The following is a 14,067-nucleotide window of genomic DNA, read 5'->3' on the forward strand; positions in this document are numbered from 1 at the left end:
CGAGGCGTAGCACCCTGCCAAGGCGCGTCAATGGGTCGCTCAGCCCGCCGGCGCCGTATAGCGACCCACCCAATCCAGGATTTCCTGCTGCCAGTCGACCCAGGTGCGGGGTTTCAGCACCCAGTGGTTCTCGTCCGGCACATGGACGAAGCGGCTGGGCACGCCCTGACGCTGAAGCGCCGAGAAGGTCGCCAGCCCCTGCTCCATCGGCACGCGGAAGTCCTTGGAGCCATGCAGCACCAGCATCGGCTTCGTCCAGTCGCCGGCATAGGTCTCAGGGTTGAAGGCGTCATAGACGGTCTTGCGCTCCCAGCTCGGTCCGCCGAACTCCCAGATGAAGTTGCCGATATCCATGGCGTTCATCAGCTGCGGCACGTCGAACACCCCGGCGTGGTTGACCAGGCAGCGCCACGGCCCGTTCCACTTGCCGGCGATCATATTGACCATATAGCCGCCGTAGGAGGCGCCCAGCGCACAGGCCCGGTCGCCGTCGATCCACGGATTGTTCGACAGCGCCGCCGCCCAGCCCTTCTGCAAATCCTCCAGCGGCCGGTCGCCCCAGTGATCGTTGATGGCGTCGGTGAAGGCCTGACCGTAACCGGGCGAACCGTGGAAGTTAATCATCACCACCGCATAGCCCGCGGCCGTATAAACCTGCGGATTCCAGCGGTAGGACCAGTTTTCGGTCCAGGGCGATTTCGGCCCGCCGTGGATCAGATAGACCGCCGGATAGCGCCGACCCTCGACCGCGCCCGCCGGTTTGAACACCCAGCCCTGCACCGGCTCATTGTTCCAGCCGGCGAAGGTGAAGGCCTCGCCCTTGGGCAGGTCCATCTGCGCCAGCACCTCGGCGCTCTGGCGGCTGATCTGGCGGGGTTCGCCGCGCGTCTGAACAAAGATCTGGGTCGGGGCGACGAAGCTTTCGTGGGCATAGGCCAGGACCCCGGCCTTCTCCTCATAGGCGCCGACCGTGCCGTTTCCGGTAAGGGGCGTGATCCGGCCGGTGCGGGCGTCGACCGAGAACAGCCGGTTCTGGCCCTCGTCCGCCGCCGAGACCAGCAGCGACCGGCCGTCGGTGCGCCATTGCAGGCCGCCCGCGCCGCGGTCCCAGTCGGTCAGCTTCCTCGGGCCGGAGCCGTCGGCCTCAGCCACCCAGACCGCCGCCTGATCCCCGCCGACGTTCTCGCGCGGCGCCGACAGCCAGGCCAGCTGGCGACCGTTCGGAGAGAAGACCGGATTGCCGTCCGATCCCTTGTTCGCCTCGGTCAGATTGACAGGCGCGCCGCCGTCGAGGCTGACGCGGAAGACGTCGCTATTGCTGGTGAAGGCCTCGCCCGCCCCTTGCGTCTGCGTGCCGTAGACCAGGGTCCGGCCGTCCGGGGAAATGTCGAAGCTGGAACCGCCGGCCGAAACATCGGCGTCCAGGCCCGCCATCAGATCGCGCGGTTCGCCGCCACCCAAGCCAGACCCGTTCAGCGGCTGGACGAACAGATGGGTGCGGCGCGTATCGACCCAGTGGTCGAAGTCGCGCAGCGGCAGACGGTCATAGGTCTGCAGCGTCGACTTGCCCCGGGCATCCAGCCGCGTCTTGGTGCAGGCCAGGGTGTCGCAATCGACGAAGACCGAGACGGCCAGGACCAGCGACTTGCCGTCCGGCGCGATGCGGAAGCCCGACACGTCGAAAGGCAGGGTCGTCACCTGGGCCGCCGCCATGCCGGCCGCATCCGAGCGCCAGACCTGGTTCGATCCGCCCCGCGACGACAGGAAATAGATGGCCCCGCCGTCCGGCGCCCAGCGCGCGCCCGAGACGCCGCCTTCGGAAATCGCCAGCTTACGCGGCTCGCCGGAATGTTGACCGGGGGCGACGTCGGCCAGCCACAGGCTGTTGACGCCCTTGTTGCCGTCCCAGTCGGTGGTGCGCACGGCGTAGAGGATCTGGCGGCCGTCCGGCGAGACGCGCGGCTCGCTGACCCGGTCCATCATCGCCAAATCTTTCAGGGACAGGCCGCGCGATGCGGGCGCTTGGACGGCGGGGACGGGGCCGGCGGCCGGCGCGGACGAGGCCTGCTGCGCCAGGCTGGGCGCAGCGGCCAGGATCAGGCTTCCAAAGGCGACCGCCGCCATCCAGCGTGAACGCGTCATGTCTTCATTCCCCACAGCTTTTCTAGAGTGATAGGGGCCGCCCGTCCGATCGCCAAGCGTCCACGACGCCGCGCATCTTGCCCCCTCCGACCGAACCGGCGACAAGCCATCTCTCATGACCGTCGCCCCTCTTCCCGCCCGCCGTCAGCCCCACATCGTCGATGTGCTGATCGCCGAACGCGCGCCGCGCCTGACCGCCTCGCCGCTGTGGCCGGTCGTGCGGCCGGCGCTCTACGGCGTGCTGGGCTATGGGGCGGCGGTGCGAATGGCCGACGCCATACGCGACCTGTCGGGGACCGAGACATTCGATTACGTCTCGGATCTTCTGAGGCTGAAGGTGACGACGACGAATCTGGAGCGCCTGCCCGCGAACGGCCGCTGCGTCGTCGTCTGCAACCACCCCACCGGCATCGCCGACGGGGTCGCCGTGTTCGACGCGATCAAACAGCGGCGCACAGACATGATCTTCTTCGCCAACGCCGACGCCATCCGCGTCTCGCCGCGATTGGACGAGACCATCATCCCCGTCGAATGGATCCACGACAAACGCACCCGCGAAAAGACCCGCGCCACCCTGAACGCCGCCAGGGAGGCGTTCGAGGCCGAACGCTGCGTCGTCATGTTCCCCGCCGGTCGTCTGGCGCGCGAGACGCACGGCGTCCTGACCGATCCCGAATGGGCCCCGACCGCCGCCTCCATGGCGCGCAAATACGATGCACCGGTCGTACCCATGCATGTCGCCGGCCCCTATAGCCGGCTGTTTCACCTGTTCGACAAGGTCTCGCAGGAGCTGCGCGACGTGACCCTGTTCCATGAGTTGCTGAACAAGGAAGGCAAGCCGTTCGGCGTCGACGTCGGCCTGCCTATTCCCGCCGATCGGCTGGACGTGGACGCCGCCAAGGCCACCGAGGCGTTGAAGACCTTCACCGAGCGGACTTTGGCCGCCGACCACGACGCGGTGTTTTCATGAAGATCGCCCTGCCCGACGCCGAGGCCACCACCCGTTTGGGTCAGGTCATCGCCCCCCTGCTGGCGGCGGGCGACAGTCTGCTGCTCTACGGCCCGCTGGGCATGGGCAAGTCGACCCTGGCGCGCGGCCTGATCCGCGCCCTGACCACGCCGGACGAAGACGTGCCCAGCCCGACCTTCACCCTGGTCCAGTTCTACGAAAGCGACCCGCCCGTCGCCCATTTCGACCTCTATCGCCTGACCCGGCCGGAAGAAGCGTTCGAGATCGGCCTGGACGAGGCGCTGGACGAGGGGTGCGCCGTGATCGAATGGCCCGAGCGTCTTGGCGACGATCCCGGCCGGTTCCTGGGGCCTGACCTGCTCATCATTCATCTGTCCGAAATCACGCTCGACGCGGCCTCGGAACGCCCTCAAGCAGACGGGCTCCGTGAGCCCGTCGATAGGGCTCTGCAAGGAAGGCTTGCGACCGTTTCCGGCGTAGGCCGATGGGAGACGAGGCTGAAGGATCTGCATGTCTGACCGCGAAACCCTCCGTCTCGACTTCCTGAAGGCCGCCGGCTTGGCCGACGCCGTGCGCGCGCCCCTGCCCGGCGACGCCTCGACGCGGCGGTATGAGCGGCTGACGCCGACGACCGGTCCGACCCTGATGCTGATGGATCAGGCGCCCGCCGCCGAAAGCCAGCCGTGCGATCCGCGCTGGACGCCAGCGCAGCGTCACGCCGCAGGCTGGAACGCCGTCGCCCGCCTGTCCGCCGGCCGGATCGAGGCCTTCGCCGCCGTCGCCGCCCATCTGAAATCCCTGGGCCTGTCCGCCCCTGAGATCCCGTCGCTGGACGCCGCCAACGGCCTGGCCGTGCTGGAGGATTTCGGCGACGCCCTGTTCGCCCGCGTGATCGAAGACGGCGCCGACGAGACGCCGCTTTATCTGGCCGCCATCGAGGCCCTGGCCGTTCTGCATGACGCAGGCGCTCCGCCCGAAACCCTGCATGGCCCCGGCGGCGATTGGCCGCTGCTGACCTATGACGAGACGGCGCTTCAGGGCGGGGCCGATCTGTTCGTCGAATGGCTGCCGAAGCTCGACGACCGCGTCCGCTTCGAGGCCGCCGCCATCGCCGACTGGCGCGCGGCCTGGGCGCCGATCGTCGCCTCGGGCGCGGCCGGGGCGTCGGTCATGGCCCACCGCGATTATCATGCGGAAAACCTGATCTGGCTGCCCCAGCGCGACGGCGCCGCCCGCGTCGGCATGATCGACTTCCAGGACGCGGTGCGCGCCCACCCGTCGTGGGACCTTCACTCCCTGCTGCAGGACGCCCGCCGCGACGTGTCGCCGGCGCTGGAGGCCGAGGCGCTGGACCGCTATTTCGCCCTGCGCCCGGGCGTCAACCGCGCCGCCTTCATGGCCGACTACGCCGGTCTGGCCGCCCTGAACGAGGCGCGGATCATCGGCATCTTCGCCCGCCTGATCGCGCGCGACGGCAAGCCCCGTTACCGCCAGTTCCTGCCGCGCATGTGGCGACACCTGAACGCCAATCTGGACCAGCCGGCTCTGGCGCCCGTCGCCCGCTGGTTCGACCGCCACGTTCCCGCCGAGGTGCGCGCATGACCGCTCCGAAGACGGGCCCCAAGACCGCAATGGTGCTCGCCGCCGGCCTGGGCACGCGCATGCGTCCCCTGACCGACGACCGACCCAAGGCCCTGGTCGAGGTCCAGGGCCGAGCCTTGATCGACCATGTGCTGAACCGTCTGGCGGACGCCGGCGTCGAAAAGGCCGTGGTCAACGTCCACTGGTTCGCCGACCGGCTGGAGGCGCATCTGGCCGCGCGGGGTCGCGGCCCCCAGATCGTCATTTCCGACGAACGCGCCGAACTGCTGGAGACCGGCGGCGGGCTGAAGAAGGCGCGCGCCCTGCTGGGCGACGATCCCGTCTTCGTCGCCAATATCGACAGCGTCTGGATCGACCGAGGCGACGCCCTCGCCGATCTGATCCGCCTGTGGAATCCCGAGACAATGGACGCCGCCCTGCTGCTGGCCCGCCGCGAAGGCTCCATCGGCTTTGAGGGCGATGGCGATTTCTTCATGGCCGACGACGGGACGCTGACCTTTCGCGGCGACGGCCCGTCCGCGCCGTTCGCCTATATGGGCGTCCACATCACCCGGCCGGGCTATGCCGATCACGGCCCCGACGGCCCATTCTCCCTCAGCCCCCTGTGGCGCAAGTCCGCCGCTGAGGGACGTCTGTTCGGCTGCGTCCTGGACGGCGACTGGATGCACGTCGGCGACCCGCAGGCGCGCGATGAAGCCGAGGCGAAACTGGCGGGAGAGGCGTGAGCGCCTTCGACCCATTCCTGGGCGACACGCCCCGCTGGTACGCCATCCCGGCGCATCGGCCTTTCCTTGAGGACCTGGCCGCAAGCGTCCTGGCCTGGCTGGGCGATCTGCCGCCCGAGACCCTGTCGGACGCCACCATCCTGTTGCCCAACCGCCGGGCCGCGCGCGCCTTCACCGGTGCCCTGTCCAAGCTGTCGCAGGGTCGCCCCATCCTGCTGCCCCAGGTGCGGCCGCTGGGCGATCTGGAGGAAGACGAGCCGCCCTTCACGCCCGGCGCCCTGGGTCTGGACCTGCCGCCCGCCATCCCCGCCCTGACGCGCCGTTTCGAGATGGCTCGGATGATCGTCGAACGGTTCGATGCGTCCCTGAGCCCGATGCGCGCGCTGGATCTGGCCGACGCGCTGGGCGGCTTCCTCGATTCCTGCCAACTGGAAGAGATTCAGAACCCCGAGCGGATCGCGACCCTGGTCGACGGCGAAATGGCCGAACACTGGGAACGATCGGCCGAGTTTCTGGGTCTGGCGGTCGAGGCCTGGCCGAGGCGTGTGGCCGAGTTGGGTCTGGTCGATCCGGCCTGGCGTCGAGCGACCCTGCTGCGCCGCCTCGCTGAGTTGTGGGACCGCGAGCCGCCGCGCCAGCCCGTCATCGCCGCCGGTTCCACTGGCACCGTCCCCGCCGCCGGCGACGTGCTGAAGGCCGTGGCGCGGGCTCCGCTGGGCTGCGTCGTCCTGCCCGGCCTCGACCTGGATCTGGACGCGGGCGTCTGGGATCGGCTGGACGAACAGCATCCGCAAAGCGCGATGAAGCGGCTGCTGGACCGCTGCGAGATCGCGCGCGAGAGCGTCCGCGCCTGGTCCCACCCCGCCGTTCCCGCAGCGGTCGAGGCGCGCGGACTGGCGCGCCAGCGGCTGGTCAACGAGGCCCTGCGTCCGGCCGAGGCGACCGACGACTGGCGCCGCGCCATCCGCGACATCCGCTCGGCCGCCGCTGCGCGTAGCGAGGCGCGGGACCCGATCGCCGAGGGTCTGCAGGGCTTGTCCCTGTTGACCGTCCGCGCCGAGGAAGAGGCCGCCGCCGCCATCGCCCTGATGATGCGCGAGACTTTGGAAACGCCGGGCAAGACCTGCGCCCTGGTCACGCCGGATCAGGCTTTGGGTCGCCGCGTCGCCGCCCGGCTGGAGCGTTGGGGCGTCATTCCCGACTCGTCCGCCGGCGCCCCCCTGTCGCGTCTGCCCGCCGGCGCCCTGGTCGATCTGTGCGCGCGCTGGATCGTCGATCCGGTCCAGCCGCATCTGCTGCTCGCCGTGGTCAAACATCCGCTAGTCCGGTTCGACCTGGGCGACGCCTCTCAATCGGCAGCCGTCGCCGCGCTTGAGGAACACGCCCTGCGCGGTCCCCGCCCGCGCGACTTCGCCGCCGTCCACCGTCGCCTGCTGGAGGCGGTCCAGCCCGACCGGCGCGGCAAGGCCCCGCCAGAGTGGAAACAGGCCCGGCTGTCCGCCGCCACGCGGCTGGTCGACCATCTGCAGACCGCCGTCCAGGCCGCGACCGCCGTCTTCACGCCCGACGCCGACCAGAAGCTCCGCGCCGACCTCAACCTCGCCGCCTCGTCCCTGACCCGGCTGATCGAAACCCTGGCGGGCCAGAACGCCTGGGCCGGTCCCGACGGAGAGGCCGCCGCCGCCCTTCTGTCCGGCCTGATCGAGGGCGGGGCGTCGCTGGGCCGTGTCCGCCGCGCGGAAATGGCCGAACTGGTCACATCCCTGGTCAAGGAAAACGTCGTGCGGACCGGCGGCGCGACCCATCCGTCGCTGCGCATCCTCGGGGCCATCGAGGCGCGGCTGGTGCGCGCCGACCGGATGATTTTAGCCGGGCTGGAGGAAGGCGTCTGGCCCCAGGCGGCCCCGACCGATCCCTTCCTGTCGCGCCCGATGCGAAAGGCGCTGGGCCTGCCGCCGCCCGAGCGTCGCCTGGGCCAGACGGCGCAGGACTTCGTCCAGGCCGCCTGCGCCGACGAGGTGATCCTGGTCCACAGCGAACGGCGCGGCGGCCAGCCCGCTGTCCGCTCGCGCTGGCTGTGGCGGCTTGAGATGTTGACGCGCGGGGCCGGCGTGGCGTTGCCGCGTCCCACGACCGTGCTGGACTGGGCCCGCGCCCTGGACGCACCCCCGCCCGGCCCGCCGCAATTCGCCAAACGCCCAGAGCCGCGTCCGCCGGTGCATCGCCGTCCGCGCAGCCTGTACGTCACCCGCATCGAACGCTGGGTGCGCGACCCTTACGCCATCTACGCTCTTTGGGTTCTGGGGCTGGAGGCGATGGAACGGCCCGGCGCCTCTGCCGAAGCGCTGGCGCGGGGTAACGCCGTCCACGCCGCCATCGAACGGCTGACGCTGGACTGGCCGAACGACCTGCCCGACGACTGCGAGGCCATTCTGCACGACCACCTGCTGCGCGAACTGGGCGCGCGCGGGTTCGAGGATGCGGCCATGGCCCGCGAGGCGCCGCTGGCCCGCAACTGCGCACGCTGGCTGACCGAGTTCGAGCGGCGTCGTCGCGCGCGCGGCGTCGATATCCTGGTGGAACAGCAGGGGACGATGACCTTCGAGGCCCCGGCCGGTCCCTTCACCGTCAAGGCCTTCGCCGATCGGATCGAGCTGGCGTCGGACGGCGCGGCGGTCATGGACTTCAAGACCGGGGCGGCGCCGTCCGCCAAACAGGTCAAGTCCGGCTTCGCGCCGCAACTGACCCTGACAGCCGCAATCTTGGCCGACGGCGGGTTCAAAGACACCAACGGCCCGGTCACGCCCGACGAACTGACCTATGTCCGCGTGGTGGGGCGCAAGACGGCGGGCGAAGTCGTCACCCGCGCCTCGGGCCTCGAGGCTGCAGACTTGGCGCAGGCTGCGCTGGACGGGCTGAAGCGCCGGGTCGCTCGTTTCGACGACGAGAACACGCCTTACGTTTCCTGGGCCGCGCCTCAGTTCATGGGCAACCAGGGCGGCAACTACGACCATCTGGCCCGCGTCTGGGAATGGTCGGTGATCGGCGATGGGGACGACGAATGAGCATCGCCCCCCAGATCGTCGCCCCGCAGATCTTGGCTGCCGACCCGCGTCTCACCGTCTTCGTCACCGCCAACGCCGGTTCGGGCAAGACCACCACCCTGGTCAACCGGGTGGCGCGGCTGCTGCTGGATCAGGTCGATCCCGGCGCCATTCTGTGCGTGACCTACACCAAGGCCGCCGCCGCCGAGATGCAGGCCCGTCTATTCGACCAGCTGGGCGGCTGGGCCGTGCTGGACGACGCCGCCCTGTCGCGCGAACTGGCCCGGCTGGACGACGGCGACCCGCAGGCGATGGATCACGCCGCCCTGTCCCGCGCCCGCAAGCTGTTCGCCCGAGCGCTGGAGACGCCGGGCGGCCTGAAGATCCAGACCATCCACGCCTTTTGCGAAAAGCTGCTGCGCCGGTTCCCGCTGGAGGCCGGGGTCTCGCCCCGCTTCACCGTGCTGGAGGACCAGGCCGCGACCGCCCTCAGCCACGCCGCGCGCGAAGATCTGGCCCGCGCCGCCGTCGCCGATCCGGACGGCCCCATCGGCCAGGCCTACAGCCATTTTGCCGTCGAGCTGGACTGGCAGCGGATCCAGGCCCTGCTGTCGATGATCGAGGCCAAGCGCGCCGATCTGCTGGACTATATCGACCGGGCCGAGGCGGGAACCGCGCCCGATCCCTGGTCCTTGACCGGCGCCGAACGCGATCGCAGCCCGGAGGACCTGGAGCGCGACTTCGTCGCCTTCATCGATCCCGGCGAATGGAACCGCATGGCCGAGGCCATGGAAACCGGCTCGGCCAACGACAAGAAGATCGCCGACGCCATGAGCATCGCCGCCCCGCCCCATGCCGGGTTCGCGGCCCTGGCCGGGGTCTTCTGCACCCAGGCGGGCGAACCGCGAAAGAGCATGGGCACCAAATCGGCGCCGCAGGGCGCGGTCGGCTGGCTGCTGGACCTCCAGACCAAATTCCTCGCCACGCGCGAGGCTCTGCGCAAGGCCAAGGTCGCCGACGATACGGTCAAGGTCCTGACCCTAGCCCGCGCCCACGCCGCCTTCTACGAGGCCGCCAAGGCCCAGCGCGGGGCGCTGGACTTTCCCGACCTGGTCGCGCGCGCAGCCGCCCTGCTGACCCAAAGCGGGGCCGCCGCCTGGGTGCTGTACAAGCTGGACGGCGGGGTCGATCACGTTCTGATCGACGAGGCCCAGGACACCGCCCCCGAACAATGGGCCATCGTCCGCGCCCTGACCGGCGAGTTCTACTCCGGAGAAAAGTCCGGGCGCACCGTCTTCGCCGTCGGCGACGAGAAACAGTCGATCTATTCCTTCCAGGGCGCCCGGCCGGAACGCCTGCGTCAGGAACGCGGCGCCTTCCTTGCCCTGGCCGAGGGCGCCGGCGAGCCCTTCGCCGGGCCGGAGTTGAACACCTCCTATCGCTCGACCGAAGAGGTGCTGGCTTTTGTCGACGCCGTCTTCGCCGACCCCGACCGCACCCGCGCCCTGACCGGCCCGCAAGGCGACATCGCCCGACACCTGCCCGCCCGCATCGGCCAGCACGGCGCCATCGACCTGTGGCCCCTATTCCTGGACGAGCCCGCGCCCGAAACCGACGCCTGGGACGATCCGGTCGATCAGGAAGGCGCCGGCAGCGCCCGCAAGCGCCTGGCTCGCGACCTGGCCCGCGAGATCCGCCGCCAAGTCGAAAAAGGCGTCGCTGTCTTCGATCGCAGCACCCGCGACCTGCGCCCCGCCGGCTATGGCGACTACATCGTCCTGGTCCGCCGCCGCGACGCGACGTTCGAAGAAATCATCCGCGCGCTGAAGACCGAAGGCGTGCCCGTCGCCGGCGCGGACCGGCTGAAGCTGTCCAGCCATATCGTCTTCGACGACCTGATCTCGCTGGCGCGTTTCGCCCTCTTCCCCGACGACGACCTGTCCCTGGCCGAGGTGCTGCGCAGCCCGCTGTGCGATGTGGACGAGGACGGCCTCTATGCGCTGGCCGGGCGCGAGAACCGCAAGGCCGGCCAACTGTGGCGCGATCTGCGCGACCGGGCGCACGAACGCCCCGAGTGGACCCGCGCGCGCGACACGCTGCAGGCCGCCATCGGCGCGCGCGGCGGCGATCCCTTCACCTTCTTCTCCCAGGCCCTGAACCGCGTGGACGAGACGGGCCGATCCGGCCGCGCCCGCATCCTGGCCCGGCTGGGCCGCGAGGCGGAAGAGGCCATCGACGAGACCCTGAACCAGGTGCTGGCCGCCGAGAACCGGGGCGCCGTCGATCTGGAGACCTGCCTGGCCCAGCTGGAGGCCGCCGACGTCGAGGTGAAGCGCGAACTGGAAGGGGCGCGCGGCGAGGTCCGCGTCATGACCGTCCACGGCGCCAAGGGTCTGGAGGCGCCCATCGTCATCCTGCCCGACACGACCATGAAGGCGAAGGCGCAAGGTCCGTCCCTGATGCCCGCCGTCACGCCGGAGGGCGAAGGCGAGGCCTGGCTGATGGCGCCCGGCTCGGCGAAGGACGACTGCCCGGCCTCGGCCGACGCCCGCGCCGCGCGCCAGGCCCGCACCGACGACGAAACCCTGCGCCTGCTCTATGTCGCCCTGACCCGCGCGCGGGACCGCGTCATCGTCATGGGCCGCGCCTCCAGCCGGGGCGCCGAGGCCGGCAGCTGGTGGTCGATCCTCTCGGAAACCTTCGACCGCCTGGGCGATCAGGTGCGCGAAGTCGAAAACGGCGTTCGTCGCTATGGCGTCGATCCCGAGCGTCGCCCGGTCGCCGCCGATGACGTCCGGTCCGCCGCCGTCCTGCCCGCCTGGGCCGCCTCGCCGCCCCCGGCCGACGCTGCCGCCCGCTTCGCCTCGCCGTCACGGATGGAGGGCGGCGCGATCCGCATTCCCGCCCCCTCGCCCCTGGCCAGGACCGAGGCGGGCGGCGCCGCGCTGGGCCGGTTCCGGCGCGGCGACCTGATCCACCGACTGCTGGAACGCTTGCCCGAGATCGCGCCCGCCGACCGCCCCGACGCCGCCCGTCGCCTGTTCGCCCGCGAGACCGATCTGGACGAGGCCCAGCGCGCCGAGATGATCGCCGCCGCCTTCTCTGTGCTGGATGACGCCCGCTTCGCCCCCGTCTTCGGTCCCGGCTCCCGCGCCGAGGTGGCCCTGACCGGCGCCCTGCCTGGACCGTCCAGCGTGGCGATCAACGGCCGCATCGACCGGCTGGTGGTCACGCCCGACCGGGTTCTGGTCATCGACTACAAGACCAACCGCCCCGCCCCCGACGCCCTGGACCGGGTCGATCCCGCCTATGTGTTGCAGGCCGCCGTCTATGTCGCCGTGCTGAAGCGCCTCTATCCCGACCGCCTGGTCGAGGCCGCCCTGGTCTGGACTGACGGGCCCAAGCTGATGCCCATTCCGGAAACCCTGCTGGCGGCAGCGCTCGCGGGCAGTTGAATTGCCCGCGATTCGCTCCCACATCTGCCATCGAACCCGGACACATCCGGCCAACACCAACACGCGCTCATGCAGCGAGGCGCCGCGCGCCGAGCGATAGCGCCCCAAGGAGCCATTCATGGCGACTGTAAAAGTCACCGACGAGAGCTTTGACGCCGACGTCCTGAAATCCTCGACCCCTGTCCTGGTCGACTTCTGGGCCGAATGGTGCGGCCCCTGCAAACAGATCGGCCCGGCGCTGGAACAGATCGCAGACGAACTGGGCGGTCAGGTCACCGTGGCCAAGATCAACATCGACGACAGCCCCATGACCCCGTCCAAGCTGGGCGTAAAGGGCATTCCGACCCTGATGCTGTTCAAGGACGGCCAGATGGCCTCGATGAAGGTCGGCGCCATGCCCAAGGGCAAGATCGTCGAATGGCTGGCCGAGGCCGGCGTCAAGGCCTGAGCCTTTTCGACCCTGTCGGTTCAAGCGCCCGCCGGTCCGACCGGCGGGCGTTTTTCATGCTAGGATGGCGCCATGAGCGACGAAGACACCTCGAACCCGGCTGACGACATCCCCGGCGAGACCCCGGTCCAGAAGGCCCTGCGCCTGAAGAACGCCAGGCTGGATGCGCGCGCCAAGCCGCCGCGCGGCGGTCGCTTCCAGCGCGAACAGGCCGCCCGCATCGCCGCCGGCAAGTCCAAGCCCTGGATGACGCGCTAGACCGAACTCTGGGTTTGGTCGGACGCAGTCCATCCGAACCCAGAGTTCGGTCCAGCATGACCCTGGAGCCTGATTCACGGCATCGATGAAATCGCGAAGCGATTCCATCTCAACCGATCAGGCTCTAGACCGGCCAGGTTTCCTCGCTGGCGCCCAGGACCTCGCCGGCCAGATACAGCGATCCGCAGATGGCGACCCGGCCCGCGCCCAAGCGCAGCGCCAGGTCCAGCGCCTCAGAAACCGAACCTGCCGGCGTCGCCGCCAGCCCATGCCCGCGCGCCACGGCCGCCAGGGCCGTCGGCTCGGCTGCGGCCCCGTCGAAGCCGACGGTGAAGACGGTGGCCTGGCTGTCCTTCAGCGCGGCGAAGAAACCGCCCGCATCCTTGTTGTTCAACATGCCGCAGATCAGGGCCAGGGGACGCGGCGCCCGCGCCTGACGCTCAGCCAGAAACGCCGCCAGCGCCCGCGCCGCGTGAGGATTGTGCCCCCCGTCCAGCCACAGCTCCGCCTCCGCCGCCTTGGCCGCAGCGCCGTATGGACCCGCCGAAATCCTCTGAAGCCGGGCGGGCCAGCGCACGCGCTTCAGTCCCTCGGCGATCGCAGCCTCGGGCAGGTCCAGTTCGACCGCCGCCGCCACGGCCAGGGCCGCATTGTCGATCTGGTGCGCGCCTGCCAGGGCCGGCGCCGGCAGGTCCATGAACAGTTCGGCCGTCTGGAACGCCAGACCGCCCCGCTCTGCCCAGGCGTCGAAGTCGACGCCCAGCACGGTCAGCCGCGCATGGACGTCGGCGGCGCGACGTTCGATGGCCGCCATCGCCTCTTCCTTCTGCCGCGCGATCACGGCCGGCGCCCCGGCCTTCAGCACTCCCGCCTTTTCCGATGCGATGGCGGCCAGGTCCGTGCCCAGGAACTCCGCATGGTCGTAATCGACCGGGGCGATAACGCTGAGCAGCGGCCGCTCGATCACGTTTGTGGCGTCCAGCACCCCGCCCAGACCCACCTCGATGATGGCCAGGTCGGCGGGCGTTTCGGACATGGCCAGGAAGGCGGCGGCAGTGGTGCTTTCGAATACCGTGGCCTCGCTGTTCGTCTCGGCCATGACCGCCTCGATCCGGTCCAGGATCGCGTTCAGATGGTCGTCCTCGATCAGCGTTCCGGCCAGTCGGATCCGCTCATTGAACCGGACCAGATGGGGCGAGGTGTAGGCGTGCACCTTCAGCCCCGCCGCCTCGGCGATGGCGCGGATCAGGGCCACGGTCGACCCCTTGCCGTTGGTCCCCGCCACATGGATCACCGGCGGAAGCTTGTGCTGCGGATCGCCCAGGGCCGCGCACAGCACGCGCATTCTTTCCAGCGAAAGGTCGATCCGCTGGGGGTGGCGCGCGCGTAATCGTTCGGAGACGGGATCCATCCGCCTCCTTTA

The 14,067-nt window shown here is 70.1% G+C and carries 10 protein-coding genes; 8 read left to right on the forward strand and 2 right to left on the reverse strand.

What is annotated here, in order from left to right; all coding sequences use genetic code 11:
- Positions 1 to 39: 39 nt before the first annotated feature.
- The gene (locus Q9R14_RS10535) at positions 40 to 2,142 is read right to left on the reverse strand and encodes a S9 family peptidase (RefSeq protein WP_306002349.1); all 2,103 of its coding nucleotides are present in this window, start codon (positions 2,140 to 2,142) and stop codon (positions 40 to 42) included.
- A gap of 115 nt (positions 2,143 to 2,257) precedes the next feature.
- Here Q9R14_RS10535 and Q9R14_RS10540 point away from each other — a divergent pair, with 115 nt between their 5' ends.
- From Q9R14_RS10540 to Q9R14_RS10575, 8 genes are all read left to right on the forward strand, one after another.
- Positions 2,258 to 3,112: a GNAT family N-acetyltransferase gene (locus Q9R14_RS10540; protein WP_306002350.1), complete on the forward strand. Its 855-nt coding sequence runs from the start codon at positions 2,258 to 2,260 to the stop codon at positions 3,110 to 3,112.
- A complete protein-coding gene (gene tsaE / locus Q9R14_RS10545) occupies positions 3,109 to 3,630 on the forward strand; it encodes a tRNA (adenosine(37)-N6)-threonylcarbamoyltransferase complex ATPase subunit type 1 TsaE (RefSeq protein WP_306002351.1) in 522 nt (173 codons plus the stop codon). The genes Q9R14_RS10540 and tsaE overlap by 4 nt, the downstream gene beginning before the upstream one ends.
- Positions 3,623 to 4,714: an N-acetylmuramate/N-acetylglucosamine kinase AmgK gene (gene amgK, locus Q9R14_RS10550; protein WP_306002352.1), complete on the forward strand. Its 1,092-nt coding sequence runs from the start codon at positions 3,623 to 3,625 to the stop codon at positions 4,712 to 4,714. The genes tsaE and amgK overlap by 8 nt, the downstream gene beginning before the upstream one ends.
- A gap of 29 nt (positions 4,715 to 4,743) precedes the next feature.
- Positions 4,744 to 5,439 (forward strand): N-acetylmuramate alpha-1-phosphate uridylyltransferase MurU, encoded by a 696-nt coding sequence (gene murU / locus Q9R14_RS10555; protein ID WP_306004143.1) that lies wholly within the window; start codon positions 4,744 to 4,746, stop codon positions 5,437 to 5,439.
- Positions 5,436 to 8,504, forward strand: coding sequence for a double-strand break repair protein AddB (gene addB / locus Q9R14_RS10560; protein ID WP_306002353.1), 3,069 nt, complete (start codon positions 5,436 to 5,438; stop codon positions 8,502 to 8,504). The genes murU and addB overlap by 4 nt, the downstream gene beginning before the upstream one ends.
- Positions 8,501 to 11,938 (forward strand): double-strand break repair helicase AddA, encoded by a 3,438-nt coding sequence (gene addA / locus Q9R14_RS10565; RefSeq protein ID WP_306002354.1) that lies wholly within the window; start codon positions 8,501 to 8,503, stop codon positions 11,936 to 11,938. Before addB ends, addA begins: the two co-directional genes overlap by 4 nt.
- A 118-nt stretch (positions 11,939 to 12,056) precedes the next feature.
- Complete coding sequence (trxA, locus tag Q9R14_RS10570) at positions 12,057 to 12,386, forward strand: thioredoxin (protein WP_017506226.1); 330 nt, start codon at positions 12,057 to 12,059, stop codon at positions 12,384 to 12,386.
- A 72-nt stretch (positions 12,387 to 12,458) separates the two neighbouring features.
- Entirely contained in the window at positions 12,459 to 12,644 is a 186-nt protein-coding gene (locus Q9R14_RS10575; RefSeq protein ID WP_055754504.1) for a hypothetical protein, read from the forward strand.
- A gap of 124 nt (positions 12,645 to 12,768) precedes the next feature.
- On the opposite strand, the gene Q9R14_RS10580 is transcribed toward Q9R14_RS10575, so the two are convergent.
- Positions 12,769 to 14,055: a folylpolyglutamate synthase/dihydrofolate synthase family protein gene (locus Q9R14_RS10580; RefSeq protein WP_306002355.1), complete on the reverse strand. Its 1,287-nt coding sequence runs from the start codon at positions 14,053 to 14,055 to the stop codon at positions 12,769 to 12,771.
- Between the last annotated feature and the right edge of the window lie 12 nt (positions 14,056 to 14,067).

Source organism: Brevundimonas sp. C43, assembly GCF_030732185.1.
GTDB lineage: Bacteria > Pseudomonadota > Alphaproteobacteria > Caulobacterales > Caulobacteraceae > Brevundimonas > Brevundimonas diminuta_C.